Source organism: Streptomyces sp. NPDC012825, assembly GCF_042900925.1.
GTDB lineage: Bacteria > Actinomycetota > Actinomycetes > Streptomycetales > Streptomycetaceae > Streptomyces.
Genome location: NZ_JBIBBZ010000005.1, coordinates 357,034 through 383,679, shown reverse-complemented (window position 1 = coordinate 383,679; position 26,646 = coordinate 357,034). Strand labels below are relative to the sequence as shown.

General features: G+C 73.8%; 25 protein-coding genes. 15 read left to right on the top strand and 10 right to left on the bottom strand.

Annotation, left to right across the window (positions count from 1 at the left end):
• Positions 1-165: 165 nt before the first annotated feature.
• A complete protein-coding gene (locus ACFY7E_RS15340) occupies positions 166-1,440 on the top strand; it encodes a DUF5685 family protein (RefSeq protein WP_389484872.1) in 1,275 nt (424 codons plus the stop codon).
• Between the two features lie 39 nt (positions 1,441-1,479).
• Here ACFY7E_RS15340 and ACFY7E_RS15335 read toward each other — a convergent pair whose 3' ends face one another.
• Together ACFY7E_RS15335 and ACFY7E_RS15330 are read right to left on the bottom strand one after the other, a co-directional pair.
• Entirely contained in the window at positions 1,480-2,448 is a 969-nt protein-coding gene (locus tag ACFY7E_RS15335) for an ABC transporter substrate-binding protein (RefSeq protein WP_389484870.1), read from the bottom strand.
• Positions 2,445-2,942, bottom strand: coding sequence for a GNAT family N-acetyltransferase (locus tag ACFY7E_RS15330; protein WP_389484868.1), 498 nt, complete (start codon positions 2,940-2,942; stop codon positions 2,445-2,447). Before ACFY7E_RS15330 ends, ACFY7E_RS15335 begins: the two co-directional genes overlap by 4 nt.
• 531 nt (positions 2,943-3,473) lie before the next feature.
• On the opposite strand from ACFY7E_RS15330, the gene ACFY7E_RS15325 reads away from it, so the two are divergent.
• The 11 genes from ACFY7E_RS15325 to ACFY7E_RS15275 all read left to right on the top strand — a co-directional run bounded on the left by ACFY7E_RS15325 (position 3,474) and on the right by ACFY7E_RS15275 (position 15,840).
• Positions 3,474-4,331: an amino acid ABC transporter permease gene (locus ACFY7E_RS15325; RefSeq protein WP_389484865.1), complete on the top strand. Its 858-nt coding sequence runs from the start codon at positions 3,474-3,476 to the stop codon at positions 4,329-4,331.
• Complete coding sequence (locus ACFY7E_RS15320) at positions 4,328-6,133, top strand: FAD/NAD(P)-binding protein (protein ID WP_389484863.1); 1,806 nt, start codon at positions 4,328-4,330, stop codon at positions 6,131-6,133. Before ACFY7E_RS15325 ends, ACFY7E_RS15320 begins: the two co-directional genes overlap by 4 nt.
• 50 nt (positions 6,134-6,183) lie before the next feature.
• The gene (locus ACFY7E_RS15315; protein WP_389484861.1) at positions 6,184-7,080 is read left to right on the top strand and encodes an amino acid ABC transporter permease; all 897 of its coding nucleotides are present in this window, start codon (positions 6,184-6,186) and stop codon (positions 7,078-7,080) included.
• Positions 7,077-7,877, top strand: coding sequence for an amino acid ABC transporter ATP-binding protein (locus tag ACFY7E_RS15310; RefSeq protein ID WP_389484858.1), 801 nt, complete (start codon positions 7,077-7,079; stop codon positions 7,875-7,877). The genes ACFY7E_RS15315 and ACFY7E_RS15310 overlap by 4 nt, the downstream gene beginning before the upstream one ends.
• Before the next feature lie 44 nt (positions 7,878-7,921).
• The gene (locus ACFY7E_RS15305; RefSeq protein ID WP_389484853.1) at positions 7,922-8,896 is read left to right on the top strand and encodes an ABC transporter substrate-binding protein; all 975 of its coding nucleotides are present in this window, start codon (positions 7,922-7,924) and stop codon (positions 8,894-8,896) included.
• A gap of 135 nt (positions 8,897-9,031) precedes the next feature.
• Positions 9,032-10,069: an LLM class flavin-dependent oxidoreductase gene (locus tag ACFY7E_RS15300; protein ID WP_389484851.1), complete on the top strand. Its 1,038-nt coding sequence runs from the start codon at positions 9,032-9,034 to the stop codon at positions 10,067-10,069.
• Positions 10,066-11,376 carry an NtaA/DmoA family FMN-dependent monooxygenase gene (locus tag ACFY7E_RS15295; RefSeq protein ID WP_389484849.1) on the top strand — a complete coding sequence of 437 codons (1,311 nt, stop codon included), beginning with the start codon at positions 10,066-10,068 and terminating at the stop codon, positions 11,374-11,376. Before ACFY7E_RS15300 ends, ACFY7E_RS15295 begins: the two co-directional genes overlap by 4 nt.
• 6 nt (positions 11,377-11,382) lie before the next feature.
• A complete protein-coding gene (locus tag ACFY7E_RS15290; protein ID WP_389484847.1) occupies positions 11,383-12,171 on the top strand; it encodes a DUF1684 domain-containing protein in 789 nt (262 codons plus the stop codon).
• Between the two features lie 173 nt (positions 12,172-12,344).
• Positions 12,345-13,238, top strand: coding sequence for a S1 family peptidase (locus tag ACFY7E_RS15285; RefSeq protein WP_389484845.1), 894 nt, complete (start codon positions 12,345-12,347; stop codon positions 13,236-13,238).
• Between the two features lie 271 nt (positions 13,239-13,509).
• Positions 13,510-14,391, top strand: coding sequence for an esterase/lipase family protein (locus ACFY7E_RS15280; RefSeq protein WP_389484843.1), 882 nt, complete (start codon positions 13,510-13,512; stop codon positions 14,389-14,391).
• 318 nt (positions 14,392-14,709) lie between these two features.
• Positions 14,710-15,840, top strand: a complete 1,131-nt coding sequence (locus tag ACFY7E_RS15275; protein WP_389484841.1) for a hypothetical protein — start codon at positions 14,710-14,712, stop codon at positions 15,838-15,840.
• Between the two features lie 62 nt (positions 15,841-15,902).
• Here ACFY7E_RS15275 and ACFY7E_RS15270 read toward each other — a convergent pair whose 3' ends face one another.
• Positions 15,903-16,952 (bottom strand): lytic polysaccharide monooxygenase, encoded by a 1,050-nt coding sequence (locus tag ACFY7E_RS15270; protein ID WP_389484839.1) that lies wholly within the window; start codon positions 16,950-16,952, stop codon positions 15,903-15,905.
• 415 nt (positions 16,953-17,367) lie between these two features.
• Here ACFY7E_RS15270 and ACFY7E_RS15265 point away from each other — a divergent pair, with 415 nt between their 5' ends.
• Entirely contained in the window at positions 17,368-17,832 is a 465-nt protein-coding gene (locus tag ACFY7E_RS15265; RefSeq protein WP_389484837.1) for a DUF6299 family protein, read from the top strand.
• A gap of 6 nt (positions 17,833-17,838) precedes the next feature.
• On the opposite strand, the gene ACFY7E_RS15260 is transcribed toward ACFY7E_RS15265, so the two are convergent.
• Positions 17,839-18,324 carry a DUF402 domain-containing protein gene (locus tag ACFY7E_RS15260; protein WP_389484834.1) on the bottom strand — a complete coding sequence of 162 codons (486 nt, stop codon included), beginning with the start codon at positions 18,322-18,324 and terminating at the stop codon, positions 17,839-17,841.
• Positions 18,305-19,228: a GNAT family N-acetyltransferase gene (locus ACFY7E_RS15255; protein ID WP_389484832.1), complete on the bottom strand. Its 924-nt coding sequence runs from the start codon at positions 19,226-19,228 to the stop codon at positions 18,305-18,307. The genes ACFY7E_RS15260 and ACFY7E_RS15255 overlap by 20 nt, the downstream gene beginning before the upstream one ends.
• Before the next feature lie 73 nt (positions 19,229-19,301).
• Here ACFY7E_RS15255 and ACFY7E_RS15250 point away from each other — a divergent pair, with 73 nt between their 5' ends.
• Positions 19,302-19,679 (top strand): GntR family transcriptional regulator, encoded by a 378-nt coding sequence (locus ACFY7E_RS15250; protein ID WP_389484830.1) that lies wholly within the window; start codon positions 19,302-19,304, stop codon positions 19,677-19,679.
• A gap of 10 nt (positions 19,680-19,689) precedes the next feature.
• Here ACFY7E_RS15250 and ACFY7E_RS15245 read toward each other — a convergent pair whose 3' ends face one another.
• The 4 genes from ACFY7E_RS15245 to ACFY7E_RS15230 all read right to left on the bottom strand — a co-directional run bounded on the left by ACFY7E_RS15245 (position 19,690) and on the right by ACFY7E_RS15230 (position 23,736).
• A complete protein-coding gene (locus tag ACFY7E_RS15245; protein ID WP_389484827.1) occupies positions 19,690-20,808 on the bottom strand; it encodes a DUF5925 domain-containing protein in 1,119 nt (372 codons plus the stop codon).
• 74 nt (positions 20,809-20,882) lie between these two features.
• Positions 20,883-21,647, bottom strand: a complete 765-nt coding sequence (locus ACFY7E_RS15240; RefSeq protein ID WP_389484977.1) for a polysaccharide deacetylase family protein — start codon at positions 21,645-21,647, stop codon at positions 20,883-20,885.
• Between the two features lie 113 nt (positions 21,648-21,760).
• Positions 21,761-22,909, bottom strand: a complete 1,149-nt coding sequence (locus tag ACFY7E_RS15235; RefSeq protein ID WP_389484825.1) for a glycosyltransferase family 2 protein — start codon at positions 22,907-22,909, stop codon at positions 21,761-21,763.
• Complete coding sequence (locus ACFY7E_RS15230; protein WP_389484822.1) at positions 22,906-23,736, bottom strand: glycosyltransferase family 2 protein; 831 nt, start codon at positions 23,734-23,736, stop codon at positions 22,906-22,908. Before ACFY7E_RS15230 ends, ACFY7E_RS15235 begins: the two co-directional genes overlap by 4 nt.
• A gap of 750 nt (positions 23,737-24,486) precedes the next feature.
• Between ACFY7E_RS15230 and ACFY7E_RS15225 the strand changes: the two genes are divergently transcribed.
• Positions 24,487-25,293, top strand: coding sequence for an SGNH/GDSL hydrolase family protein (locus ACFY7E_RS15225; protein WP_389484820.1), 807 nt, complete (start codon positions 24,487-24,489; stop codon positions 25,291-25,293).
• Between the two features lie 25 nt (positions 25,294-25,318).
• Here the strand turns inward: ACFY7E_RS15225 and ACFY7E_RS15220 are convergent, their stop codons facing one another.
• Positions 25,319-26,353, bottom strand: coding sequence for a protein kinase (locus ACFY7E_RS15220; RefSeq protein WP_389484818.1), 1,035 nt, complete (start codon positions 26,351-26,353; stop codon positions 25,319-25,321).
• Positions 26,354-26,646: the final 293 nt, after the last annotated feature.

Sequence of the window (26,646 nt, the reverse complement as noted above, 5' to 3'; positions counted from 1 at the left end):
GTCGTGCCGGAAGAGTGACGACGGGCGCGTACGGGTGAACGGGACCGCTCGCTACGATGCCGCGAGGCCGCTCGGCGGCCCTTCGTACGGCCCTCCGTACGACCTTGCGCACCGCTTCCGGACGCCTTTCGGGGCGGCCCGGGGCCACGACTCACGGGGGAGTCCTTGTTCGGAATCGTCAGACCCTGCACGCACCGGCTCACCGACGGCCTCAAGACCGAGTGGATGGCCCACCTCTGCGGCCTCTGCCTGGCCCTGCGCGCCGACCACGGCCAGTTCGCCCGGGTCGTCACCAACTACGACGGGCTCATCGTCTCGGTCCTGACGGAGGCTCAGACCGGCAGCGCGGCGGGGGGCCGCCGCACCGCGGGACCCTGCCCGCTGCGCGGCATGCGGACCGCGCCCGTGGCCCGGGGCGAAGGGGCCAGGCTCGCCGCCGCCGTCTCGCTCGTCCTCGCCTCGGCGAAGGTGCGGGACCACGTCGCCGACCGGGACGGCCTGTTGGCGCGCCGGCCCGTCGCCGCCGCGGCCCGGCGCGTCGCCCGCTCCTGGGACCGGGCCGGCGCCAGGACCGGCCGCGCCCTCGGCTTCGACACCGCCGTCCTCGTCGACGCCGTCGACCGCCAGACCGGCATCGAGGCCCTCGCCGGACCCGGCACGCCCCTGCTCGCCGTCACCGAGCCGACCGAGACCGCGACCGCCGCCGCCTTCGCGCACACCGCCGTCCTCGCGGGCCGCCCGGAGAACGCCGCGCCCCTCGCCGAGGCCGGCCGCCTCTTCGGCCGGCTCGCCCACCTCCTCGACGCCGTGGAGGACCAGGACACCGACGCGGCGAGCGGCGCCTGGAACCCGCTCACCGCGACCGGCACCTCCCGCGAGGAGGCCCGCCGGCTCGCCGACGACGCCCTGCACGGCATACGCCTCGCCCTGAAGGACGCCCGGTTCGCCGACGGCAGGCTGGTCCACGTGCTGCTCGCCCACGAGCTGCGCACCTCGGTGGACCGCGCCTTCGGCACGACGACCTGCTCGCACGGGGCGCACGGCGCCGGACAGGGGCCGGTGCCGGGGAACCCGTACGCCCCCGGGGGGCCGGGCACCGGCAACCCGTTCGCGCCCGGACCCGGCGGCCCCGGAGGGCCGGGAGGACCCTACGCCCCCGGTCCCGGTGGTCCCGGTCCCGGCGGTCCCGGCGGGCCGTTCCCGCCCGGACCGCCCGGCCGGCGCGGGCTGATCGCCGGATGCGCCCTCTGGGTCGGCCTCGCCTGCACCTGCCAGATGTGCTGCGGGACCTACGAGGACCCCTGGAGCCGGGAGCGGCGCGACGGACTCTGCGGCCAGTGCGACCCCGGCAACTGCTGCGACTGCTGCGACTGCTGCAGCAACTGCTCCTCCTGCTGCGAGGGGGACGGCTGCTGCTGCGACTGCGGCTGCGACTGCTGACGGCCCGCCGGGAACCTCCCGCCGCCCCCCTCGTACCGGCTACTTCTCCGGCGCGGGGATCTCCGGCGGGGAGATCCGCGAGCGCTCGATGCCCGAGCCCGTCACCCCCCACTTCCTCAGGATCCGGTCGTACGTCCCGTCGGCCTTCAGGCCGTTCACCGCGGCCTGGAAGGCCGGCGCGAGCGGTGTGCCCTTCTTGAAGGCGAAGCCGACGTCGAGGCGCCGGTACTCGTTGAGGAACTTCATGCCCTTCTGCTGCGTCACCGCGTACCGCAGGCCGTTGATCGTGCTCATCACGACGTCGCTGCGGCCCTGCTGGAGCGCCATCCAGACGGCCCCGGTCTGGTTGTAGACGTCGATCCCGTACGGCTTCTTCCCCGCCGCCGCGCACCGGCCCCTGTTCTCCTCCAGGGTCCGCTCGAAGGTGGTGCCGGCGTCCACCGCCACCTTCAGGCCGCACAGCTGGGTGAGGTCGGTGATCTCCTTCAGCGGACTGTCGGCACGGGTCGCGAAGCCCTGCCCGTCGTTGACGTACGTGACGAAGTCGATCGTCTTGCGCCGCTCCTCGGTCACGCCGAAGTTCCCGGTGCCCACGTCGTACTTGCCGGTGCCGAGGGCCGGCAGGATCGCCTCGAAGCCGACGGCCTCGCGCTTCGGCTCCAGGCCCAGGGCCTTCGCCACCGCCGCGGTGAAGTCGGCGTCCACCCCCACCACGGTCCTGCCGTCGGGCAGGTAGGCGGAGCTGGGCGGGGAGCCGACGGAGGCGGCGACCGCGAAGCTGCCCCGCTGCCGCACGTCGGCGGGGAGCAGCTTCGCCGCGGCCTCGTTCCTCCTCACCCCCGCCACCACGTCCTCGGTGGGGAGCGACCCCTTCGCCGCGCCCGGGGCCCCGGCCGGCACGGTCGCGGGCTCGCCGCCCGCGCAGGCGGTGAGCCCGAACGCGGCGACGGTGATCAGGGCGAAGGCCAGGCTGGTGCGTGCGGGGCCGGAACTCGTGCGCGTACTCATGGCTTCGGGTTCTCCAGGAACTTCTCGAACGGCAGCGGGCCGATCGTCTCGGGATCGGCGGACACATCGAAGAGCGGGCGGTAGCCGCTCGCCAGGTAGAGGCCCCTGGCCTCCGGCTGGCGCGGCCCGGTCGTCAGGTAGATCCGGGAGTAGCCGCGGACGGCGGCCTCCCGTTCCAGCGCGGTCAGGACGCGGCGGGCGAGTCCGCGCCTGCGGTGCGCCGAGTGGGTCCAGATCCGCTTCAGCTCGGCGGTGTGCTCGTCGTAACGGCGGTAGGCGCCGCCCGCCACCGGCAGGCCCTCCTCCAGGAGGAGCAGGAAGGCGCCGTGGGGAGGGGCGAACTCCTCCGCCGGATAGCGGCTCAGGTCGTGCGCGGTGCCGTACCGGGTCGTGTACTCGTACGCCAGCTCGTCGAGGAGCGGGCGCGCCAACGGGTCGTCGGCCGTGGTCCGGCGCACGGACGGCGCGGACTCACGGCTGGGCGTGAGAGGCATGCGTCTCTTTCGGGCGAAGAGAACAGGGAAAAGGGAAAAGAGCGAGGGGAGGGAAGCTCAGTGCCGCACAGGTGAAGGTGACACCGACGGCGTCGGAACGGACGCCGCGGGCGGGGAGGAGACGGAGGAAGACGCAGAGGGTCGGCTCAACAGGAAGAGGACCACACGCGACCGAAGTCGATGTGGGAGCGCGTGACCAGCTGCTGCGAATGCATGGGCCCAGTGGAACAGGCATCCGTTTCCCCGTCAACCGTCGCGAGACGAACGGCTCATATTCCGGACGGACTTGACAAGCATCCGCTCGACGGCCGTAGCCTCACGGGGCGGACACCGGGCTGAGGGGCCCGGCTCCGCGCTCACCGCTCGCCGTGCGTGTGAAGGCGCACTCGCGAGGACGCCCCGCGCGTTCCCGCCGGAACCACCGTCGCCTCCCCCCGGGGGAGAAGCCCGTCCGTGGTCCCGCGTGAACGGCCCCGCGTCCCCCGCGTAACCCCGTGTTCGATCCGCCCCCGGCATCCACGGAGCCTTCGCATGTCGACACCCCTCGCCACCCTCGCCAAGGAGGCCGCGGCCCCGCCGCCGGCCGAACCACCCCTCCGGATCGTCCCGACCCGCCGTGCCGGGCAGTGGACCGCCGCCGGCGCCGTGATCGTCCTGGTCGCGCTCGGCCTCGTCTCGATCGTCCGCAACGAGGCCTTCCAGTGGGACGTCGTCGCCCAGTACTTCACCTCCGCGTCCGTCCTGCGCGGCCTCGGCCTGACCCTGTGGCTGACCGCCCTCGTCATGGTCCTCGGCTTCGCCCTCGGCACCCTCCTCGCCGTCCTCAGGCTCTCCGCCAACCCCGTTCTGCGCGCGGTCAGTTGGAGCTACATCTGGTTCTTCAGGTCCACTCCGATCCTGGTCCAGCTGCTCTTCTGGTTCAACATCGGCATGCTCTACCCGCAGATCCTCGGCGTGAGCACGGTCAACCTCCTCGGCCCCGTCGCCGTCGCCGTCGTCGGCCTCACCCTGCACGAGGCCGCCTACGCCGCCGAGGTCGTGCGCGGCGGCATCCTCTCCGTCGACCGGGGCCAGATCGAGGCCGCCGAGTCCCTCGGCCTCGGCCGGTGGCGCCGGCTCTCCCGGATCGTCCTCCCGCAGGCCATGCGCGCCATCGTCCCGCCGGCCGGGAACATGCTGATCGGCACCCTCAAGGGCACCTCGATCGTCTCCGTGATCGCCGTCCAGGACCTGCTCTACTCCACCCAGCTCGTCTACCACCGCACCTACGAGGTCATCCCGCTCCTCCTCGTCGCCACCCTCTGGTACGTCGCCGTCACCTCGGTGCTCGGCGTCGGCCAGTACTACGTCGAGCGGCACTACGCCCGCGGAACGGGCGGTGCCCGATGAGCACCCGCCCCTCCGTCGTCGTCGTGGGCGCCGGGCCGCGGGGGACCGGCTTCCTCGAACGGCTCGCCGCCAACCTGCCCGAGCTGTACGGCGACCGGCCCCTCGACGTCCACCTCGTCGACCCGCACCCGCCCGGCCCCGGCCGGATATGGCGCACCGAACAGTCCCCGCTGCTCTGGATGAACTCCCAGGCCGAGGACGTCACGATGTTCACCGACGAGACCGTGCGCCTCGAAGGGCCCGTCCGGCCCGGACCCACCCTCGCCGAATGGGCCGGCATCGACGGTCGCACCTTCCCCGCCCGACCCCTCCAGGGCGCCTACCTGCGCTGGGTGTACGAGCGGGTCCGGGCCGACCTGCCCCCCTCCGTCACCGTCCACGAGCACCGCACGAGCGCGCTGCGGGTCGGCGGCCCCCGCGAGGGACGCCAGCGGGTCTGGCTGGAGGGCTCCGCCGTGCCCCTCCCCGCCGACCTCGTCGTCCTCACCGTCGGCCACCTCGACGCCGAACCCGACCGCGAACAACGGGCGCTCGCCGACTTCGCCGCCCGCCACGGCCTCGTCCACCTGCCGCCCGACTTCACCGCCGACACCGACCTGAGCGCGCTCCGCGCCGGCGAACCCGTCCTCGTCCGCGGCTTCGGACTCGCCTTCGTCGACCTGATGGTCCTCCTCACCGAGGGCCGCGGCGGCCGGTACGAGGGCGAGGGCGACGACCTCGTCTACGTGCCCTCCGGCCGGGAGCCCGTCCTGCACGTCGGATCGCGCCGGGGCGTCCCGTACCACTCGAAGATCGGCTACGCCCTCGACGGCGAACGGCCCCCGCTGCCCCGCTTCTTCGGCCCCGAGCAGACCGACGCGCTGCTCGCGCGCCGCGAACCGGTCGACTTCCGGCGCGACGTGTGGCCGCTCGTCGACAAGGAACTCGGCTGGGCCCACTACCACCGGCTCTTCTCCACCCACCCCGAGCGGACCGCGCTCCCCTGGAGCGACTTCGAGAAGGCCTACGAGGCGGCCGAACCGCTCGGCGCCGAACTCGCCGCGCTCGTCACCGCCGCCGTCCCCGACCCCGCCGACCGGCTCGACCTCGACGCCCTCGACCACCCCCTGGAAGGAGCCCGCTTCGCCTCCGCCGAAGCCCTCCAGGAGGGCCTGCGCGCCTACGTCACCGCCGACCTCGCCCGCAGCCACGACCCCGCCCACAGTGCCGACGCCGCCGTCTTCGCCGGACTGCTCTCCGTCTACGCGCAGCTCCTGCGGCTCGGCACGCGCCTGGACCCCGGCGGCTGGTGGCACGGTTTCTTCAGCTACCTCGCCTCCGGGCCGCCCGGGCCCCGGCTCCGCCGGCTCCTCGCGCTCTCCCGCGCCGGCGTCGTCCGCTTCCTCGGCCCCCGGATCTCCGTCGAGACCGACGAGGAGCGCGGCCTCTTCCGGGCCTCGTCCGAGGCCGTGCCGGGGGAGTGGACCGAGGCCCGCGCCCTGGTCGAGGCCCGGCTGCCCGACCCCACCCTGGAGCTCACCGGCAGCCCGCTGCTGCGCGCCCTCCACGAGGAGGGGGCCCGCGCCACCGACAGCGGCCTCCTCGTCGTCGACCCCGCCGACGGCCGGATCCTGGAGCGCGACGGACGCCCCCACCCGCGCCGCTTCGCGCTCGGACCCCACACCACCGCCCGCGCCGGCGGGGCCTTCACCCGGCCCCGCACCGGCGGGGTCGCCTTCGGGCAGAACGACGTCACCGCGCGCGCCGCGCTCGCCCTCCTGCGCGACCTGGAGTGTCGTCTCCCGGCCCCGCTGAGCGCCTGACCGGCGCCCTCCCTCCCGTACCCCGCCTGCTTTTCTCCCGAGGAACCGCCATGGCTCTCACCAGCGATCCACCGGTCGACCCGCTCACGAAGGAACCGGCCGCCCCCGCCCCGCCACCGGCCGCCGGCCTCGTGGTCGTCCCCGTCCGCCACCCCTGGCGCTGGGTGGCCGTCGCCGTCACCGCCGTCCTGCTCGTGCAGTTCACGCACGGGCTCGTCACCAACCCCGGCTGGGAGTGGGACGTCTTCGCCGCGTTCTTCACCACCGAGACGATCCTCAAGGCGGTCTGGGTCACCCTCCAGCTCACCTTCCACGGCACCGCCCTCGGCTTCGCGATCGGCATCGTGGTCGCCTTCATGCGCCTGTCGGCCAGCCCCTTCCTGCGCTCGGTCGCCTTCGGCTACATCTGGGCCTTCCGCTCCATCCCGCTCATCGTCCAGCTCCTCTTCTGGTTCAACCTCGCCTATCTCTACAAGGAGCTGAGCGTCGGCATCCCCTTCGGGCCGAGCTTCTTCTCCTTCGACACGATGGGCCTGGTCGGCGAGATGAGCGCCGCCGTCCTCGGACTCGCCCTGCACCAGGCGGCCTACGCGGCCGAGATCGTCCGAGGGGGCGTACTCGCCGTGGACGAGGGCCAGTTGCAGGCCGCGGCCTCCCTCGGCATCCCCAAGCTCCGGCAGGTGCGGCGGATCATCCTGCCGCAGGCGATGCGCTCCATCCTGCCCAACGCCGCCAACGAGGTCATCTCGCTCTTCAAGGGCACCTCGATCGTCTCCGTCATGGCGATCGGCGAACTCTTCTACCAGGTCCAGGTCGTCTACGGCCGCAACGGGCGGGTCGTCCCGCTCCTGATGGTCGCCACCGTCTGGTACATCCTGCTCACCACCGCGCTCTCCGTCGTCCAGCACTACGTCGAACGCCACTACGCGAAGGGGAGCACCCGATGAGCTCCGCCACCACCGCCGAGCCCGCCCCCGCCGACACCACCGCCAAGGTCGAGATCCGGGACGTCCACAAGAACTTCGGCTCCCTGCACGTCCTGCGCGGCATCGACCTCGACGTGCGGGCCGGCGAGGTCACCGTCGTCCTCGGCCCCTCCGGCTCCGGCAAGTCCACCCTGCTCCGGACCATCAACCACCTGGAGAAGGTCGACGGCGGCACGGTCAGCGTGGACGGCGTCCTCGTCGGCTACCGGCGCTCCGGGAACAAGCTCTACGAGCTGCGCGAGCGCGAGATCCTCAAGCAGCGCACCCGGATCGGCTTCGTCTTCCAGAACTTCCACCTCTTCCCGCACCTGACCGTCCTGGAGAACGTCGTCGAGGCCCCCGTCTCGGCCCTCAAGCGCCCCCGCAAGCAGGCCGAGGCCGCGGCCCGGAAGCTGCTCGGACGCGTCGGACTCGCCGACAAGGCGGACGCGTACCCCAAGCAGCTCTCCGGCGGACAGCAGCAGCGGGTCGCCATCGCCCGCGCGCTCGCCCTCGAACCGGGCCTGCTCCTCTTCGACGAGCCGACCTCCGCGCTCGACCCCGAGCTGGTCGGCGAGGTCCTCGACGTCATCAAGGACCTGGCCGCCACCGGCACCACCATGATCGTCGTCACCCACGAGATCGGCTTCGCCCGCGAGGTCGCCGACACCGTGGTCTTCATGGACGAGGGCCGGATCGTCGAGCAGGGCCCGCCGGCCGAGGTGCTGGACAGCCCGCGCCACGAGCGCACCCGCGCCTTCCTCTCCAAGGTCCTCTGACCCGCCCCTCCCCTTCCCCTCCCCCTCACGACAGGAGCATCACCGTGAAGACCCGCCGCACCCTCCTCACCGCCCTCGCCTCGCTCACCGCCCTCGGGGTCCTCACGGCCTGCGGCTCGGGGGACGCCGCCATCGGGACCACCGAGCCCGAGGCCAAGAAGGACACCGGCGTCAACCTGAGCCCGGAGCAGAACCGCGTCCGCACGGAGAAGGTCGACGCCATCGCCGCCAAGCTCCCCGCGGCCGTACGGGAGAGAGGCACGCTCGTCCTCGGCGTCTCGGCCTCCGGCAATCCACCGCTCGCCTTCCGCGCCACCGACGACAAGACGCTGATCGGCGTCGAGATCGACCTCGCCACCCTGGTCGCCGACGCCCTCGGCCTGAAGCCCGAGTTCAACCCGGTCTCCTGGGAGAACCTCTTCGTCGGCCTGGACAGCGGCAAGTACGACGGCGTCCTCTCCAACGTCACCGTCACCGAGGAGCGCAAGGACAAGTACGACTTCGCCACCTACCGCCTGGACGACCTCGCCTTCGAGGCCAAGAAGGGCTCCGGCTGGACGGTGAAGGGGCCCGAGGACGTGGCCGGGAAGGTGATCGCGGTCGACTCCGGCACCAACCAGGAGAAGATCCTGGTCGACTGGTCCGCGCAGAACGAGAAGGCCGGACGCGAGCCGGTCGACATCAAGTACTACAAGAACACCCCCGACTACTACCTGGCGCTCCAGTCCGGCCGGCTCGACGGCTTCCTCGGCCCCAACCCCGTGGCCGCCTACCACGTGCTCTCGGCGGGACAGACGGAGATCGTCGGCAAGTTCTCCGGCGCGGGCGCCGGCCTCCAGGGCAAGATCGCGGCCACCACGAAGAAGGACAGCGGCCTCGTCGCCGCCTACGCCGCCGCGATCGACCACATCATCCAGAACGGCACCTACGCGCAGGTCCTCGAGCGGTGGGGCCTGGAGAGCGAGGCCGTGCAGAAGTCGGAGATCAACCCGCCCGGCCTGCCCCGCACCAAGAACTGACCCGTCCGGCTCCGGTACGGGGCCGGGCGCGCCGCACCCGGCGCGGATCCGTCCGGCCCCCGGCGGCCCGTACCGCCGGGTCCCCGGGCGCCGCGCCCGGCCCCGTACCGCGAGAACCCTCCCGAGAGAGACCGCATGACCAGCACCCGACCGCTCCACCTCGCCGCCGAGCTCGCCCCGGGCTCCGGCCGGGCCGACCCGGGCCCGGGGACCGCCGCCCGCGCGGTCGCGCTCGCCCGTCTCGCCGAGGCCGCCGGGCTCGACTTCCTCACCCACGACGACTCCTTCGCCCGGCCGGGCCTCGACGCGCTCGCCGTCCTCGCCCGGGTCGCCCCGGAGACCCGCTCCGTCGGCCTCGTGCCGACCGTGACCACCACCCACACCGAGCCCTTCCACGTCCAGGCCGCCGTTGCCACCCTCGACTGGGTCAGCCGGGGCCGGGCGGGCTGGCGGATCGACGTCTCCCCGACCGGCGCCGAGGCCCGGCTCTTCGGCCGCCGCCCGGCGCCGCCCACCGCCGAGCTGTGGCAGGAGGCCGGCGAGGTCGCCGAGGTCTCCCGCAAGCTGTGGGACAGCTGGGAGGACGACGCCGAGATACGGGACGTGGCGACCGGACGGTTCGTCGACCGTCGCAAGCTGCACCACGTGAACTTCCAGGGCGCGACCTTCTCGGTCAAGGGCCCCTCGATCGTCCCCCGGCCCCCGCAGGGCAACCCGGTGACCGTCGTCGACGCCACCCGCCCCGCCGCCCGGGAGACCGCCGCCCACCACGCCGACGTGGTCCTGATCGGGGCCGCCACCGCCGAGGAGGCCGCCGCGCTCCGCGCCGAACTGCACCGGGGCGCCCGCGCCCACGGCCGGGACCCCGGACAGCTGCGCGTCCTGCTCACGCTGACCGCCGACCTCGACGCGTACGAGGGCGGGCCCGGGGCGCTCGCCGGGCTGATCGCGGACTGGCACCGGGGCGGGGCCGTCGACGGCTTCCACCTCGTACCGGCCGTCCCGGAGCGGGATCTGGAACGGTTCACCGCCGAGACCGTCCCCCTGCTCGCCGACCGGGGCCTCTTCCGCACGGCCCACGAGGGCACCACCCTCCGCGACCACCTGGGCCTCGAACGCCCCGGGAGCCAGTACGCCGCCGGTCCGCGCGTCAGGACGGGAGCGGGCTCATGAGCGCCCCGTCGAGGCCCCGCAGGCGGATCCACCTCGCCGCGCACTTCCCCGGCGTCAACTCCACCACCGTCTGGGCCGATCCGCGCTCCGGCTCGCAGATCGACTTCTCCTCCTTCGCGCACCTCGCCAGGACCGCCGAGCGCGGACTCTTCGACTTCTTCTTCCTGGCCGAGGGGCTGCGGCTGCGCGAGCACGCGGGCCGCATCCACGACCTCGACGTCCTCGGCCGGCCCGAGTCGATCACCGTCCTGAACGCGCTGGCCGCCGTCACCGACCGGCTCGGCCTGGCCGCCACGGTCAACGCCACCTTCAACGAGCCCTACGAACTGGCCCGCCGGCTCGCCTCGCTCGACCACCTCAGCGCGGGCCGGGCAGCCTGGAACGTGGTCACCTCCTCGGACGCCTTCACCGGCGAGAACTTCCGGCGCGGCGGCTACCTCGACCGCGCCGACAGGTACGCGAGGGCCGCCGAGTTCCTCGCCACCGCCCGCGAACTGTGGGACTCCTGGACCCCGGAGGGCGCCCCGAAGCCCTTCGCCCACAGCGGGCCGCAGTTCCGGATCGACGGCGAGTTCACCGTCCCGCGCTCCCCGCAGGGGCATCCGGTCGTCATCCAGGCCGGGGACTCGCCCGAGGGCCGCGAGTTCGCCGCCTCCGGCGCCGACGTGGTCTTCACCCGCCACTCCACCCCGGAGGCGGGCCGGGCGTTCTACGCCGACGTCAAGGGCCGCCTCGCCCGCTACGGCAGGGAGCCCGGCGACCTGAAGATCATGCCGGGCGTGACGTACGTCCTCGGCGACACCGACGCCGACGCGCGGGAGAAGGCGGCCGAGATCCGCCGGCAGCAGGTCTCCCCGCAGAACGCGATCCTCGCCCTGGAGCAGGTCTGGGGCCGCGACCTGTCCGGCCACGACCCCGACGGGCCGCTCCCGGACGTCGACCCCGACCCCGACTCGGCGCTCGTCCAGGGCAGGGTCCGGGTCGCCGACCCGGTCGGCACGGCCCGGAAGTGGCGGGCGCTCTCCGAGGCCGGGGGCCTGTCGATCCGGCAGACCGTCATCGAGGCCACCGGCAGGCAGTCCTTCGTCGGCAGTCCGGAGACGGTCGCGACGGCCCTGGAGGAGTTCGTCGCCACGGACGCCGCCGACGGCTTCATCCTCGTCCCGCACCTCACCCCCGGCGGCCTCGACGACTTCGTCGACCGGGTCGTCCCCCTGCTCCAGGAGCGCGGGGTCTTCCGCACGGAGTACGCCGGCACGACGCTGCGGTCCCACCTCGGGCTCCCCGAGCCCGTACGAAAGGATTGAGAAGGCATGGGCACGGATCCACGGCAGGACTGGCGGGAGTGGCACGAGGCGCGCGAGGCCGCCGTCTCCTCCCCGTACGGGCTGCTCTCCCTCACGGGCAACCACTGGCTCTCCGATCACCCGGAGGGGCGAATTCCGGCCGTTCCGGGGGAGTGGCGGGCGGAAGGCGACGAGGTGGTCCTGACGGCGACCGCCGACGACGGCCTCACCGTCGACGGGAAGCCGTTCACCGGCACCGTCCGGCTCGCCGCCGACCAGGGCCCGCCCGAGGAGTCCCGGGTCGCGGCGGCCGAGCGGCGGATCGTGGTGCTGCGGCGGGAGGGGGAGTGGGCCGTACGGGACTTCGACCCCGGCGCGGAGGCGCGCCGCGCCTTCCGGGGCATCGAGGCCGCCCCGTACGACGAGCGCTGGGTGGTGCCCGGCGTCTTCCGTCCGTACGGGGAGACGCGCAGCGTGCGGGTGGAGAACGCCGACGGCCGGGAGCGGGGCCTCGGCCTCGCCGGCGAGCTGGTCTTCGAGCTGGACGGCGACGAGCGCGTGCTCCGGGTGGCCGTCGAGGAGGGCGGCTCCCTGTGGGCGGTCTTCGCGGACGCCACCGGCGGCGGTGAGGGCCACCGGTTCCGCTTCCTGAAGCCCCCGGCCCCGGCGGCGGACGGGACGGTGACGGTGGACTTCAACCGGGCGCTGCTGCCGCCGTGCGCCTTCGCCGACCACTTCCTCTGCCCGTTCCCGCCGCCGGGGAACACGCTCGACGTCGCCGTCACGGCGGGCGAGCGGCGCCTCGCCCAGGTCTGACCTCTCCAACCCCTGACGAGTGCCCGGTAGTTGACGGCCGTACGGCCGAAAGGCGCCCTTGCGGCGTGAAGTCGTACGGCCGGAGACTCCCCCACAGCGCCGGCCCCCGGGCCGCGCCTCACGGGCCCGGCGCCCCACGGCGGGCCCCCGATTCCCCTCGGGAGGAACGAGAAGTGAGGACCACGCGCACCACCCCCACGAGAACGATCCGGCTGCTCGCCGTCGCCGCCGGCCTCGCCGCCGCCGCGACGCTCGCCGCCCCCACCGCGAACGCCGGCCCCACCGGCACCTTCGACGCGGCCGCCCTCGCGGCGACCGGCGACGCCGTCCGCGCCGCCGACGTGTCCGGCACCGCCTGGCACGTCGACACCGCCACCGGCCGGCTCGTCGTCACCGCCGACTCCACCGTCAGCGAGGCGGAGATCGCGAAGATCAAGCGGCGGGCCGGTGCCAACGCCGCCGCCATCGAGGTCGAACGGACCCCGGGCCGCTTCAGCAAGCTGATCTCCGGCGGGGACCCGATCTACGCCGACGCCGGCTGGCGCTGCTCGCTCGGCTTCAACGTCCGCGACGGCGCCGGCAATTACTACTTCCTGACCGCCGGACACTGCACCGACGGCGCCGGGACCTGGTACGCCGACTCCGCCAAGACCACCGTCCTCGGGACCACCGCCGGGTCCAGCTTCCCGGGCAACGACTACGGCCTGGTCCGCTACACCAACGGCTCGATCACCAAGTCCGGCACCGTCGGCAGCGTGGACATCACGAGCGCCGGCAACGCCACGGTCGGCCTGTCGGTCACCCGCCGGGGCTCCACCACCGGCATCCACAGCGGCAGCGTGACGGGCCTCAACGCCACCGTGAACTACGGCGGCGGCGACATCGTCTCCGGCCTGATCCGCACGAACGTCTGCGCCGAGCCCGGCGACTCCGGCGGCCCGCTCTACTCGGGCAGCCGGGCCATCGGCCTCACCTCGGGCGGCAGCGGCAACTGCTCCTCGGGCGGGACGACCTTCTTCCAGCCCGTGACGGAGGCGCTGAGCGCCTACGGGGTGAGCGTGTTCTGAGAGGAACCGCGCCGGGGGCGAGCGGCCCCCGGCGCGAGGACGGGAAGACCCCGGCGCTCCCGTGCCGGGGTCTTCCCACGTCCCGGTCGCGCGTTCGTCCTCAACTCGCCTTTTTCCAGCCGGTCATGACGACACATCACTTTTTACCGACGCGTAACTTCCCAGCCGTGGCTACCCGTGCGTAGCTTGGCTGAAGCGCATCCCCACTTGTGGTCCGGGCCGCAGGGCGTAGCACCCCACCTTTCCCCTTGAGCCGCAAGGAGATCGCCCGATGCTGCCCTGGAAGCACGCCGGCAGAGCGCTGTCCGTCCTGCTGCTGACCGCCGCCGCCACCCTCGTCCCCACCGTCGCCTCCGCCGCCCCCGAGCGGGCCGAAACCGTCGCCGTCGCGGCCGGCCGCGGCTGGAACGACTTCTCCTGCAAGCCCTCCGCCGCGCACCCGCGCCCCGTCGTCCTCGTCCACGGCACCTTCGGCAACTCCGTCGACAACTGGCTCGGCCTCGCACCGTACCTCGTCAACCGCGGATACTGCGTCTTCTCGCTCGACTACGGGCAGTTGCCGGGCGTGCCCCTCTTCCACGGCCTCGGCCCCATCGCCGCCTCCGCCGGGCAGCTCGACGCCTACGTCGACCGGGTCCTCGCCGCCACCGGAGCCCCCGAGGCCGACCTCGTCGGACACTCGCAGGGCGGCATGATGCCCCGCTGGTACCTGAAGTTCCTCGGCGGGGCCGAGAAGGTGAACGCGCTCGTCGGCATCGCCCCCGACAACCACGGCACCACCCTGCTCGGCCTCACCAGGCTCCTGCCGTACTTCCCCGGGGCCGAGGACCTGATCGGTTCCAGCACCCCGGGCCTCGCCGACCAGATCGCGGGCTCGCCCTTCATCACCCGGCTCAACGAGGGCGGCGACACCGTGCCGGGGGTCCGCTACCACGTCATCGCGACCCAGTACGACGAGGTCGTCACGCCGTACCGCTCGCAGTTCCTGAGCGGTCCGAACGTCACCAACGTCCTCATCCAGGACAAGTGCGCGCTCGACCTGTCCGAGCACGTGGCGATCGGCACGGTGGACCGGGTCGCCTTCCACGAGGTCGCCAACGCCCTCGACCCCGCCCACGCGACCCCGACCACCTGCCTCTCCGTGGTCGGCTAGCGCGGGAGCGGGTGCGCGGCCGGCCCCCTGGAGGGGTCCGGCCGCGCTCGTCTTCGCTCCGTCGGCCCAATGGCGGCGTCCTGTGATGGCGCACTATCACGAAATGGGCGCTAATCGTGGTCAAGTGTGCGTTTCTTGCACATCACGAGACAGCCACAGTGGGTGCTCCCCAGGACGTCCACGAACGGAGCCTGTGACATGACCACCGACCTTCCTCACATCCGACCGACGGAAGACGACATAGGAAGAGAGCCGATCGAAGGGCCCGTCTCCGGGCCTCACCCTCAGCCGGCTGTCTCCCCGTCCCCGGCGCCCGGCGTGCCGGACCTTCCCGTCCTCCCGGCCCTGCCCGGCTCCGCGCCGGACATCCCGGTCCTGACGGCGGCCCCGGCCGGCCCCGGACTCTCCGACGACGTGGCCCCGGCGGAGACGCGGCGGTCCGATCCGCCTGCCGAACCCCCGACCGGCCCGCCGGCCGATCCGTCGCCCGAACCCCCGGCCGGCCCGCCGGCCGAACCCCCGGCCGTCCTCGCGGAGACCGACGAGGGCGTACGGGCCGTGCCGGAGGCCCCGCACCAGGACGAGACCGGTGACGAGGCGGTCCACACCCTCCTGACGACGGCGGCGACCGAGCGTCCGGTGGTGGAGGTGGCCGCGCTCGTGGCCCGCCTCCAGGCGACCGGCGAACTGTCCAGCCCCGCGGACGTGGCGCTCCGCGCGGCCGCCGTCTCCCGCCCCCTGGAGGAGGTGCGGGAGCTGCTCGCCCTCCTGAACGCCTCGGGATACGACCTCCACCAGGCCGAGACCACGCTGCGTGCCGCGGCGGTGGGCCGGCCGATCGAGGACGTGGTGCGGCTCGTCGGCATCCTCGGTACCGACAGCAGCGACTGGCGGCCCACCGAGCACGGGCCCGCCGCGGACCGGAAGACCGGGTCCACGGAGGAGCCCGTTCCGGCCGCCGCCGTCCCGAAGCGCCCCCGGGGCGCCGCCAAGCGGACGAACTCGCCCCTGGACGGAGCCCTGGCCACGGGGCCCGGCACCCACAGCACCTCCCCGGCGCTGCGGTCGGCGCTGCGCTGGCCGGCGGCGCTCGCGCTGCTCGCCTGCGGACTCGTCCACCTGCCGACGGACCTCACGGGCCTTCGCTCGGCCGGCGACACGGAGACGTTGTCCGTGGTCGTCACCGTGCTCTGCCTGGTGGGCTGCGTGTGGATCGCGGCGCGGGACACCGTGGTGGCCTGGGCCGTCGCCGCGGGCATCGGCATCGCCGTCATCGCGCTCCACGGAGTCGCGAGCGCCCGCACCGTCGACCTGCTGAGCGGCAGCCTCGGCGCCACGTCCGCCTGGGCGAAGGCGCTGGCCCTGCTGGGCGCCGTGGCCGTCGTCGTCCTGGCGGCCTCGGCCGTGGTGCGGCACACGAGGACGGCCGGCGCGGCGGACAACGCCTGACGCACCGGCCGTCGAGAACCGTCCCCGCCCGGACAGCCCCGTGCTGCCCGGGCGGACGGCTGTCAGGCCCGGCGGCGCCGGGCGGCCCCGAAGAGCACGGCCGCGCCGACCGCGAGCACGGCGGCGCCGCCGATCGCGAGGTACGGGGTGGCGGCGTCGCCGCCGGTCTCGGCCAGCTCCACGCCGGAACCGGACGTACCGGCGGGCACGGGCGCGTTGGGCGTGGCCGGGGTGGCGGGCGCCGGGGAGGACGACGCGGGGGCCGCCGTCCCCTCGGCACCCGTTCCTCCGGTGCCGGCCCCCTCGGCACCCGTCTCCCCGGCGCCCGTGTGTCCGGCGCCCGCGTGTCCGGCGCCCGTGTCCCCGGCGCCGGTCGCCGGGTCGTCGTCCCCGTGCCCGCCGTGCTCGACCGAGGACTGGTCCGTGCCGTCCTGGATCTGCTGGTCGGTGGGCGCGGTGGCACTCGGCGCCGGGGACCCGCCCTCCTGCCCGAACACCACGTCGGAGCAGGTGTAGAAGGCCTCGGGGGAGTCGGAGCGCTGCCAGATCGAGTAGATCAGGTGGCGGCCGGACTTCTCCGGCACGGTCCCCCGGAAGACGTAGTCGCCGTTCTGCATCTCCGGGTCGGTCACCGTCAGGAACGGCTCCGCCTCCAGGTCCGACCACTTCAGCGGCTTCGACGGGTCGTAGCCGTCCTTCGTCACGTACAGCTCGAACGAGCCCTTGTGCGGTGCGGTCCCCTTGTAACGGAAGGTGTGCGCCCCGGAGTCCAGCCCGCTCGCCGGCCAGTCGGCCCGCGCCAGGTCGAGCCCGCGGTACTTGTCGTTGCCCGCGCTGCACAGCTCGCCGTCCGGGATCAGCCGCCGGTGCTGCCCGGCCGCGTTCGCGATGTTCACCGCGTTCCAGTCGTAGAACGCCTGCGCCCCGCTCGCCGCCACCGCCGCCTTGCAGGCCGCCGACCGCGGGGACTCCGGCCCCTCCGCGTAACAGGCCGAGACCCGGCTCACCGGGTCCGTCATCGACCCGTGCGCGGACGCGGGGGCGGCCGAGAGCCCGGACAGGGCCAGCACGGTACCGGCGGTGACGACAGCGGCCGAACGGCGAGAGGTCATGGGGGGACAGCTCCTTCACGAGGGTGAACACGGGGGGTCGCCCAGCAAGCTAGCCGCCCGGAACCGCGAAGAAGCGCGCGAGGAGCGGGAGACGGCGATCCTTAGGACCCCGTTAAGGAGCCACTAAGCGACGCCTGAGGAACCGGCCCGGAGCAGGCCGGACAGGCCCTCCCGGGGCTCCCGCCGGCCCGGCGCGGGTCCGACGCCCCCGGGGCTCCCGCCGGCCCGGGCACCGGCGGTGGCGCTCCGCGCGGCCCGTCTCCATGAAGCCCTCCTCGCAGCACCCCGGGCAGCAGCGGGCCCTCGTCCGGCGCGATGCCCCTCCCCACCGAAGGGATGAACTTCGGCCATCTGACGGCCGGATCCGGGTATCCCTGGCGGGCAGTACCATCCCCCACCCCCGAAGGGACCCCCCATGCGCGTCCGGCTCGTTCTTGCCGCAGCCGCCCTGTTCACCGCCGCCGTCGCCCCCCTCGCCCACGCGGGAGGGGCCGGCGGCCACCACGCCACCGACCGGCTCACCGCGAGCCAGGTCCGTGACGGCCTCTTCACCAACGGACTCTTCGTCGACGCGTACGGAACCGTCGCCGCCGACAGCACCGTCACCCTCTCCGGCAGCTACCGGTGCCTCGACGACGGCGCGGGCCCCGTCTTCGTCAGCTCCACCCTCGTCCAGGAGGACCGCTCCACCGGCATCGGCGGCACCCGGGCCGTCTGCGACGGGCACCTCCACACCTGGACCAACAGCTCCGTGGTGAAGGAGCCCGCCTACAGCCCCGGCGCCGCCCGCGTGGAGGCCACCCTCATGCAGCTCAGCGGGACCGGCCTGCCGCTGCCCCGCTTCCTCGCCACCGAGAAGACGGACGTCGAGCTGCGCTGACGACTCCTACGCCCGGCCCAGCAGGTCGACCAGACCGGCGCGGCCGAGCGCTTCGAGCTCGTCCAGGGCGGCCACGGCCCGGTCCGCCGCCTCCGGATCGGAGGCGGCGAGACCGCTCGCCGCGAACTCGTCCTCGTCGAGCCGCAGCACCTCGCTGCCGTCCGCCGACACCCACAGGTCCAGGTCCAGGTCCTCGACCAGCACCCCGGAGCCGCCGAGCACGGGCGGCCGGGTGACGTCGCAGTACCAGCCCTTGAGGGCGCCGTCGGCGGACCGCACCTCCTTGACCGTGAACCAGCGGTCCCGCCAGTAGTGCTCCACGAAGACGTCGCCCGGCTCGAACCGCACGAAGCCGAAGTCCCGCACCCCCTCGGCCGCCCACGGGGCGCGCACCGAGAGCCGGCCCGGCTCCTCCACGAGCACCTCGGCCGGGTAGCGGATCTTCGTCCGGCCCGCCTTCGTCAGGGTGACCTCAACCGAGCGTCCGGACATGCCGCACCTCCGTCGCCGCGACCTCGTAGCCGAACCACGCGTTGATCGCCAGCATCGGCCCGTTGCCGGCGTCGTTCCCGGTGAACGCCTCCGTACAGCCCGCCGCCCGCGCCCGGTGCAGGGACGCGTTCTTCACCAGCTTGGCGAGCCCCCGGCCCCGGAAGGCCGGCGCCGTGCCCGTCATCCCCGTGCCGTACCGGCCGAGACCGTCCGTCTGTGCCGCGCTGAACGCGGCGGGCGTCCCGTCCACCACCGCGACCGTCGTCAGCGACCGGTCGAAGAGGGGGTGCTCCCAGGTGGTCTTCCGCCAGTGCGCGTAGTCGTCCATCGCGACCGACACGTCACCCGGCTCGTCCGCGGTCGTCACCGCGTCCAGCTCGAACAGCGGCCGGGGGTCGGCCGCGAAGTCCTCGGCCGTCAGCAGCTCGACGCCGGAGGGCGGGGTCCGGAGCGGCGGCAGCACGGCCCCCGCCAGGTTGAGCCGGAGGAAGTGGGCCGAACGGCTGGGGGAGTACCCCCGCCGCCCCGCCCAGGCACGGTGCTCCGGCGCGTCCAGGACCCAGCTGTAGAGGGTGCGCGCCCCGTGCTCGGCGAGGTGCTCCTCGGCGGTGCGCAGCAGCAGCGACCCGGCGCCGCGCCCCTGGTGGGCGGGGTCCACGTACACGTTGACGGAGCCGATGCCCGGCTCCGGGGAGTCGTGGGCGATCCGCAGCTGGGCGGTCCCCACGATCCGGCCGTCCCCGGTGACGGCGACGAGCGGGCGTGCGCGGCTCGCGGGGTGGGCGTGCGCCCAGTCGAAGGCGAACTGCCCGGCGGTCGCGAGCATGAAGGGGAGCGCGGCGCGGCGGACCCGGGCGTAGCCCTCGGCGTCCCCGTCCCGTACATCACGGACGATCACAGTCATGTGGGCGCACGCTACGGCCGGAGCACGCACCGCCGCCTCCCATTTTCCGGCGGGGTGGGGGCAGAATCGGCGGGTGACACTCACCATCGTCGTGGACCACGAATCCACCACCGCTCCCTACGAACAACTGCGTGCCCAGATCTCGGAGCGGGCCCGGTCGGGCGGACTGCCGGTCGGTTACAAGCTGCCGACGGTACGGGGACTCGCGGAGCAGCTGGGGCTCGCAGCGAACACGGTCGCCAAGGCGTACAAGGCCCTCGAGGCGGACGGGGTCGTCGAGACGCGCGGGCGCCACGGGACCTTCGTCGCCGCCGCCGGGGACGCGGCGAGCCGCCGGGCCGCCACCGCCGCCGCCCAGTACGCCGAGGAGACCCGCCGCCTCGGCCTCAGCCGCGAGGCCGCCGAGGCGGCGATGAACGAGGCCCTGCGGGCGGCGTACGACACCCCCTAGGGGGGCGCGCTCACAGGTACAGCCCGGCCCCCGCCGTGCGGGGCTCGGGGAGGTCCGCCGGGGGCGTGCCGCGGCGGAGCGCGAACAGCTCCGCCAGCGTCGCGCCCTCGCGCGGCACGTCCTCCTCGCGTCCGAGCCACGCCACCGACTCGGCCCGGCTCAGCGGCCCCACCTCGATGCGGGCCAGACAGCGGCCCGGCCGGACCACGGCCGGGTGCAGCCGCTCCAGGTCCTCGTTGGTGGTGACCCCGACCAGGACGTTCCGCCCCTGCCCGAGCAGACCGTCCGTCAGGTTCAGCAGCCGCGACAGGGCCTGCCCCGCCGTGTGCTTCGCCTCGCCCCGGATCGGCTCGTCGCAGTCCTCCAGGAGCAGCAGCCGCCAGCGTCCCTTCGCCGTGCCCTCGTCCTCCCCGATGGCGATGTCCATCAGATAGCCGACGTCGTTGAAGAGCCGCTCCGGGTCGAGCACGCAGTCCACCTGGCACCAGTCCCGCCAGGACCGCGCCAGGGTCCGCAGCGCGGACGTCTTGCCGGTCCCCGGCGGCCCGTGCAGCAGCAGGAGGCGCCCCGCGACGGATTCCGGCGTCACCCTCATCAGCCGGTCCATGGACTCGGCCACCGGCGCCGAGTAGTTCGGCCGGACCTCCTCCCACGTCCCGGCGCCGATCTGCCGGGTGGTGCGGTGCGCGCCGCGCCGGGGCGACATGTACCAGAAGCCCATCGTCACGTTCTCCGGCCGCGGCTCCGGCTCGTCCCTCGCCCCGTCCGCGGCCTCGCCGAGGATCCGCCGCGCCAGCTCCTCGTCCGTGGCCGTCACGGTGACGTCCGCGCCCCGGTTCCAGCGGGAGACCAGGAGCGTCCAGCCCTCGCCCTCGGCGAGCAGGGCGCTGCGGTCGTCGTCCTTCGCGGCCCGCAGCACGCGCGCGCCCGCCGGGAGCAGCGTCGCCTCCGGCCTGACCCGGTCCAGGGTGGTGCTGTGGGAGTGGGGCTGCTCGCCGGTGGCGAAGCGGTCGAGGAACAGCACGTCGACGACGTCCGACGGCGAGTCGCTGTCGTCGAGGTTCAGCCGGATCGGCAGCGACCGCTGCGGTGCGGAAGGTACCGGTGGGGTGTCAGCCATGGCGCCCATGATCCGGCAACCGGTTGCGCCGCGCACCGTGTTTCCGGCGGGGCGCGCTCCCCGGTCGCCGGAGTGGCGGTACGTCAGATCCCGTGGCCCCGCAGGGCGCCCCGGGCGCGCCGGACGAGCGCGTACCCCTTCGTCAGGGCCCGGTCGGCCGCGAAGTTCCGCGCGATCGCACGGCCCTCGATCAGCCGGGTGAACTCCTCGGTGCCGGTGGAGCGGCGCACGGTCACCCGCTCCAGGGCGTACGGCCCCTGGCGGCGGCGGGCGAGCGCGTTGCCGACGGCGAGCGCCTGGGCGAACCCGGCCTCCCGGACCGCCCGGCGGACCCGTCGGCTGGAGTACCCGTACGGATGGGCGAAGGAGACGGGTGCGGTGCCGAGCTCCTCGCCGACGATCTCGCGGCAGCGCAGCGTCTCGAACCGGAGCCGCCCCGCGTCGAGCTGGTCGAGCTGCGGATGGCTGTGGCTGTGCCCGCCGATCTCCGTTCCCGCGTCGGCCAGTTCGCGCACCTGCGCCCAGTCGAGCATGGTGTCGGGCGCGCCGCCCCCGTCGTGCTCGCCGCGCAGCCAGCCGGTGGAGACGAAGACGGTGCTCGCGAAGGAGTGCTCCGCCAGGACCGGCAGGGCGTGCCGGTGCACGCCCTCGTAGCCGTCGTCGAAGGTGATGAGCAGCGGCCTTGCGGGCAGCGGGGCGCCGTCCCGCCAGGCGGCGGCGAGCCCGGCGGTGGTCAGCGGCGTGAACCCCCGCTCGGCGACCACCGCCATCTGCGCGGCGAACGCCTCGGGCGTGACGGAGAGACCGAGGACGGCGGGGGCCGGGTCCCGGCCGACGGCGTGGTACATGAGGATGGGCACGGGGGCGCCGCCGGGCGCCTCGGACGGAGGCTTCTCCGGTACGGCGCCGCCGGACGCCCCGGACAGGTCCCCCTCCGGTACGGCGCCGGACGCCGCCCCGGTCACCCGGCCGCTCCCTCGGCCGTGCTGTTCTCGAGGGTCCTGCCCCCGGTGGTCCCGTTCTCGGCGGCCTCGTTCCCGAGGCACCTGTTCCCGACCGTCTCGTCCTCGACGCCCCCGGTGGCGCGTTCGACCGGTCCCCAGGAGAAGGGGGTGCCGGAGCGGCGGGCCCGCAGGCGTCCGAGGGCGTAGCCGCCGGCCGCGAGGGCCACCCCGGTGACGATGGCCCCGGCACGGCCCGCGCCGCCGGAGCGGCCGCGCAGCGCGTCGCGCACCCCGCGCAGGACACCGGCGGGCAGGACCCGGGTGGTGTAGCGCCGCTCGGACTCCAGGCCCCTGCGCGCGCCGACGCTCCGCGCGACGAGCGCCTTGGAGAGCCCCTCGGCGTACACGCGGGTGCGGAAGTAGGCGAAGCGCTCGCGGGCGGCGGGCACCTTGTGGTGGATGACCGCCCGGTCGTCCATGAGCAGGACCGCCCCGGGCAGCGCCCGGGAGAGCCGGATGCACAGCTCGGTCTCCTCGCCGCCCAGGGGCCGCCGGTCGCCGTCCCGGCCGATGCCGGTGGCGAAGCCGCCCGCCGCGTCGAAGGCGGTACGGCGGAAGGAGGCGTTGCCGCCGAGCACGTTCCGCACGGGGACGCGGCCCGGGGCCAGGCCCCGGTACGTACAGCCGACCACCCAGTCGAACTCCTCCGGGAACCAGGCCGGGCGGCGGCCGGAGGCCCAGGAGGGCAGGGTCCGGCCGCCGACGGCCATGACGCGCGGGTCGTCGTAGGCGGCGGCGAAGTGGTGGAGCCAGTCCCGCTCGGCGACGGCGTCGTCGTCGAGGAAGGCCACGAACGCGCCGCGGGCGGCGGCGATTCCGGTGTTGCGGCCGGCGGAGAGGCCGCGGGGGCCCGCGTTGGCGAGCACCCGCACCTCCTCCCGGGCCCGCGCGTCCGCGTACTCCTCGGCGAGCCGCGCGCGCAGGCGCTCGTTGTGGTCGACCACCAGGAGCGTCTCGAGCGGCGGCAGGGACTGCTTCCGTACGGAGTCGACGGCGGCGAGGACGTCCTCCCACCGGTCCTCCGTGTAGGCGCAGACCACCACCGAGAACCCGGGCGGGGACGCGCCCCCGCCCGGGACGTCTCCACTCGGGGCCCCGCCGGTCAAGACACCTCTCCCCGGGGGACGTTGACCGAGAACGGGGCGGGGCGGCGGCGGGCCGCCCGGCCGGGGGACTTCTCCTTGAGGATGACCTTCAGGACCCGGATCCCGTCGCGCACGGCGTTGAGGTTGCTGACGCCGTGGATGCGGTTGTACTCGTGGCTCGGCACCTCCTGCACCCTGAGGCCGGCCTTGACGACCCGGATGTTGATCAGGGTCTCGATCTCGAATCCGGTGCAGTCGAGGGTGATCTCGTCGAGGCAGCGGCGCCAGAAGGCGTTGTAGCCGTAGCAGAGGTCGGTGTAGCGGGCGCCGAACTTGCGGTTGACGAGCGTGCAGAGGGCCCAGTTGCCGAGTCTGCGGACGGCCGTCATGTCGTCCGTGCCGCCGCCGTTGGCGAAACGGGACCCCTTGGCGAAGTCCGCGCCGCCGACGAGGGCGGAGACGTAGGAGACGATCTCCTGGCCGTCGGCCGATCCGTCCGCGTCGACCATGACGATGATGTCGCCGGTGCAGGCGGCGAAACCGCTGATCAGGGCGTCGCCCTTGCCCTTGCCGACCTGCTTGACGACCTTGACGTCCGGCCAGTGCTCACGGGCGACGTCCACCGTGTCGTCGGTGGAGTTCCCGTCCACGAGGACGACTTCGTGAATCCATTCCGGCAGCGTCTTGAAGACGTACGGAAGGTTTTCGGCCTCGTTCATCGCGGGAATGACGACACTCACCGGCGGCGTGATCGCCAGGTGCGAGGTGATGGCCCGGTAACGGGCTGATATGCGACTCGGCTCGGCCATTTCTTGGCCCGTGGCGGCCGGGCGCAGGAACGAGCTCATGGGTCTTTTCCCTCTCGTCCGGTGGGCCGCCCACCCCTTGGGAGGCCCGGTGGTGTGTCCGGTGCGAAAGGGGGGTGCTCGCCATGCCGCGTGCAGAAACGATCTTTCTGCGGGAGAAAGATCTTTCCGCGAGAAAGAGATCTCCTTGCGGAATCGGCGAGTTGGCATGGCCGACCGCGCGGTACCCGCGACCCGGCGCACGTGCGAACACCGGGCACGGAACCCCCCTACCGCGCCCCGCACCGGGACCACCGCGACGCCGAAGCCCTCCCCTGAGCCGCTGTGCGTGATGGATCGGTGCGGGTGAGATGTACGACGGTATTGATGAAGGGGACTGTATGGCAAGCCCCGGTTCCGTGGTCCGCTTTTCCGTGGTGTGACGGTGCTTCAACGGTCGGAAGGGCAATCGTCCCGATCGTTTTCGATCAATGCGGTGAAACGTCGGAGAGGGGTGGGGCGGGGGCGTATCCCCGTGCATTGACGCGTGAATATGCCGCGGCCCGGTCCGGTCGGACTGGGCTCGTTCCGGCGGGGTTCGGCTCGGTCCGGACCGGTTCGGCACGGTCCGGCCCGAACTCCTCCGGGCGGAAAGCGGAAGTGGAAGGTCCGTTTCCCTCGGTGGCCGGATCTCGACGGTCCCTGACGGAGGGTCGGAGGAAGTTCACCCCCAGTTTTGACATGAACACTTCCGGTGTGGCGAATCCACTGCTACTACCTGGTAACGCAGAGATCCTGCTACAGGGAGGTTCCATGAGACTGTCCCGATTCACCGCCCTCTCCTCCTCGCTCCTCCTCGGCGCCGTCCTCGCCCTCACCGGAGCGGGCGCCGCACAGGCCGCCGAGTCCGCCGCCCTCGACTACGTGGCGCTGGGCGACTCGTACTCCTCCGGCGTGGGGGCCGGCAGCTACGACAGCGCCAGCGGGGACTGCAAGCGCTCCACGAAGGCGTATCCCGTCCTCTGGAAGAACGCGAACGCCCCCTCCTCGTTCGCCTTCACCGCTTGCTCGGGCGCCCGAACGGGTGATGTGACCGCCAATCAGCTCGGACCGCTCTCGGCCGCCACCGACCTGGTCTCCATCACGATCGGGGGAAATGACGCCGGTTTCGCCGACGTCATGACGACCTGTGTGCTCCAGTCCGAGTCCACCTGCATCAACCGTGTGAATCAGGCCAAGGCCTACGTCGACTCCACCCTGCCCGGCAAGCTCGACTCCGTGTACGGCGCCATCAGGAGCAAGGCGCCCAACGCCCGTGTGATCGTCCTCGGCTATCCGCGCTTCTACCAGCTCAACGGCACGTGCGTCGCCGGCCTGAGCGAGGGCGAGCGCACCGCCATCAACGGAGCCTCCGACTACCTCAACGCGGCCGTGGCCAAGCGCGCGGCCAACCACGGCTACACCTTCGCCAGTGTCGTCTCCGCCTTCACCGGACACGAGATCTGCTCCGGCTCGGCCTGGCTGCACAGCGTCAACTGGCTCAACATCGGGGAGTCGTACCACCCGACCGCCGCCGGCCAGTCCGGCGGCTACCTGCCGCCGTTCAGGAACGCGGTGTAGAACGCGGTGTGACCGGTACCGTCGTTCAGGAGCGCGGTACGGTCGGTACGCCGTCCGCCCCCGTGGTGCCGGAACCGGCCGGGACGGTGCTCGTGACGCCGCCCGGCGCGCCCGGCCCGGTGCCCGGCCCCTCGTCCCGCACCGCGTGGTAGACCAGCGCCCCCGCGATGAGCAGCGCCCCGACGACCCCGGCCGCCAGGACGGGGACCCGGCGGGGCGTCCTCGTCCTCCGGGCGGGCGACGTGCCGGGAGCGGAGACCGCGCCGTCCCCGGGGGCGCTCCGGTGCGTCGCGGACGCGTCCGCCGGGGCGGCGCCCGCCCTCGACGCGTCGCCGCCCGTTCGGGAGCCGTCGCCGCCCGCCCGCGCGTCGGCCCCGTCCGCCCCCGAACCGCCCGTGGGCGTCCGTGCGCCGCCGCCCGCCACCCGCCGCAGCTCCCGCTCGGCCCGTTCCGCCGTCGGGGCGCCCCCGGGCCCCTCGCCCAGGAGGGCGTCGATCACGGTGCCCAGCGGACCGGACCGGTCGTCCGCGATCCTCTCCAGGAGCGCCCCCAGGGAGCGCAGTTGCTCCGCCCGGCTCGCGCCGTCCTCCGGCGCGCCGTCGAAGCCGGTGACGACGACCCGGCCGTCGTTGCCCAGGAGCACGTCCTCCGGCTCCACGCCCCGGTGCGGGACGCCCGCCTCCCGGGCCGCCCGCAGCCCGGCCAGGACCTCGGCGCCGACGCGCGCGGCCTCGCGCGACGGCAGGGGCCCGCCCGCCAGGGTCTCGGCGAGGGTGAGGCCCCGGACCAGCTCGGTCGCCACCCAGGGCCGGCCGTCCTCGGTGACCACGCCGAGGACCCGTACGACGGAGGGGTGGGAGATCCGCGCGGCGGCCCGCGCCCCGCGCTCCCGCCGCGCGTGGAGCGGGGGCACCTCGTCCGCCGGGAGTCCCGGCGGGACCCGGGACTCCTTCAGGGCCACCTCGTGGCCGCTCGTCCCGTCCAGGGCGCGCCAGACGGTGCCCGTCGCCCCCTCGGCCAGGACGTCCAGAAGCCGGTAACGACCCGCGATCACCGTCATGGATCCACGGTAACCGAGGGCCGCCCCTCCGGCCCCGGTCCCGCGCGTGACCCCGGCCGGGCCGTGCTCCCGGATCCCGCCGGTGGATCTTGGTGGTGGAGATCACACGGGTCCGTGCGCACCGGGGGGTCACCCCGGAGTGCAGGATGGTTCGTGACGGTTCGACAGTTGTTCGAGCCCTGTCCAACTCGCCCTGGAATCGCATGGATTCGTACGGTGACCGACAACCCCCTTACGGGTGCGTTGAATCCCGTCGCCGGGATACACGGGTGTCATGACGGGGCGATAGGGTT